The organism is Candidatus Ruminimicrobium bovinum, from assembly GCF_902760015.1.
GTDB lineage: Bacteria > Elusimicrobiota > Endomicrobiia > Endomicrobiales > Endomicrobiaceae > Ruminimicrobium > Ruminimicrobium bovinum.
On sequence record NZ_CACWEU010000218.1, the window covers coordinates 1 to 2,304 of the forward strand.

Annotated in this window: 2 protein-coding genes and 1 pseudogene; 1 reads left to right on the top strand and 2 read right to left on the bottom strand. The window is 31.7% G+C overall.

Features of this window, described 5'->3' with window-relative positions; translation table 11 throughout:
• Positions 1-132 precede the first annotated feature (132 nt).
• Positions 133-774 carry a nucleotide exchange factor GrpE gene (locus ACMUOV_RS07370; RefSeq protein ID WP_413854483.1) on the bottom strand — a complete coding sequence of 214 codons (642 nt, stop codon included), beginning with the start codon at positions 772-774 and terminating at the stop codon, positions 133-135.
• Positions 764-1,816 (bottom strand): heat-inducible transcriptional repressor HrcA, encoded by a 1,053-nt coding sequence (hrcA, locus tag ACMUOV_RS07375; RefSeq protein WP_413854484.1) that lies wholly within the window; start codon positions 1,814-1,816, stop codon positions 764-766. Before hrcA ends, ACMUOV_RS07370 begins: the two co-directional genes overlap by 11 nt.
• A gap of 287 nt (positions 1,817-2,103) precedes the next feature.
• Between hrcA and ACMUOV_RS07380 the strand changes: the two are divergent.
• A pseudogene (locus tag ACMUOV_RS07380) lies at positions 2,104-2,304 on the top strand (phosphoglucomutase/phosphomannomutase family protein); the annotation flags it as partial.

Genomic DNA, 2,304 nt, shown 5'->3' on the forward strand with positions numbered 1-2,304 from the left:
ATGGCGACACTGAGTGCGAAAAAGAGAATTTTTAAAAGAACAATTTTTATTTAACATAGATTCCGGATCAAGTCCGGAATGACACGACAAAACAACTTGAATTCCCGATTACAACCCTCGGGAATGACAAACCTAATCAACTTTTTCTTCGGAAGAAGATTCTGCCTTCTTCTTTGAAACTTTTACTCTTGCCGGTCTTAAAAGTTTGCCGTTTAATTTATAACCGTTTTGATAAACCGCAAGCACTGTTCCTTCTTCTGTTTCGTCTGTTTCAACCTGGTCCAATGCTTCGCATACATTATGGTCAAACGGTTTATTTAAACATTCTATTTTTTCAACACCTTCTTCTTTTAACATCTTTGCAAATTCGCTGTATATCATCTCAAGCCCGACTTTAATACTTTTTAAATCCTGTCCTGCCCTGACACTTATCATTGCCTGTTCAAAAACATCAAATATGTTTATTTGTTTTTCCAATATTTTTGCTTTACCGTAATTTATGTATTCACCTTTTTCTTTTTCCGTTCTGTTTCTTAAAGTTTGATATTCGGCAACACTTCTTAAATATTCCGCTTTATATTCGTCTGCCTGTTTTTGTTTCTCTTCCAAAGATTGTTTTAAAATATCAAGTTCCGATAACTTTTCTTCTCTTGCAACATCTTCAACTTTTTGTTCGGTTTCTTCAAAATTTTCTTTGGCTTCTTCTATTTTTTCTTCCGCCAACTTTTCGGCTTTTTTTTCTATTTTTTCTTCCTGAGTTTCTTTATTCTTCATCTTCTTCATCTCCCATTTTTAATAAAAATCCGTTTACAATATTTGAAACCGAATTTACAAGTGCCATCATTTTATCGTAGTCCATTCTTTTAGGCCCTATAATTCCCAAAACACCTACTATTTTGTCGCCGTAGGAATATGAAGTCGTTATAACGCTTAAATCTTTTAATTCCGATAAATCCTGCCCGCCGATTTTTACTTCTATCTTAGATTTATTAAAATCTTTTCCTATCAATTCTATAAGCCGGTCTTTATCTTCATTTAATTTAATTAAACTTTTTGCCGACTCAAAATCATTAAAATCGGGAACACTTAAAACATTTGATGCACCGTCAACATAAATATCTTCGCCGATACTGTTTATAACATCACTTATTTGTCGTGCAAGGTTAATTACGGATTTTTGCTTATTTTGATACTTTTCAACTTCGGTTAAAATTCTTATTGAAGCTTCCTCTAAAGATAATCCTCTTAATTTTGAATTCAAAAACTTTTTAAGTTTATCCAAATCGTCGCTGTCTATTGTTAAATTTATCATTTTATGTTTAACTATACCGGTTTTTGTAAGCAACACAACCAACACTTGTGTTTTTGAAACCGGAACAAGTTCTATGTTTCTTATTTCGTTGGCATTTGCTTTAGGCGAAGTAATAAAACCCGTATAATTTGAAAGACCCGATAATATTTTTGAAGTTTGTGCAAGCAATGTTTCTATTTCTTTTGTTTTTTTCTCATATTCTTTTTTTATTCGGTCTTCCTCTTCAACGGCAAGCCGCTGTAATTCAACCAGCGAATTAACATAAGCTTTATATCCTTCGTCAGTCGGTATTCTGCCTGCAGATGTATGAGGATGTGTTAAAAAACCTTCCTTTTCAAGTTCTGCCATTAAATTTCTTAATGTTGCAGGTGACAAATTAAAATTGTATTGTTTGTCCAATACATTTGAACCTACAGGTTTCCCCGTTTTTATATACTCGTGAATAACGGCATATAAAACCCTTGCTTTTCTCTCCTGTAAAATACTTTTTGAAATTTGTCTCATTTTTACCTCTTAAAATCACTTTGCGATTTTTACCACAAACTCTTCAGCTTTTCAGCGTATCACCTCTTCAGCTAATTGCCTCACGGTAATTTTAGCACTCTTTTAATATTAGCGCTCAAATATTAACAGTGCTAATTATAACACAGTATATTTTTTTTGTCAAGTAATTTTTTTTCTTTACACTTTGCTTTAATTTATTATAAAATAGAAAGGCATTTTTTAATATTATATTGTAAATAAGCTATAAGCTTGTTTAGTTTATAAGCTAAATAAAAGAGGTAATAAAAATGATTAAATTCGGAACATCCGGTTGGAGAGGAATTATAGCAGACGATTTTACTTTTGATAATGTAAAAATCGTTACACAGGCAATAGCTGATTATCTTTTAAATGATGATAAAAATTATAAAAAGGATAAAGCCGTAATAATAGGTTATGATACAAGGTTTTTGTCCGAAAAATTTGCAGCAATATCGGCGGAAGTTTTA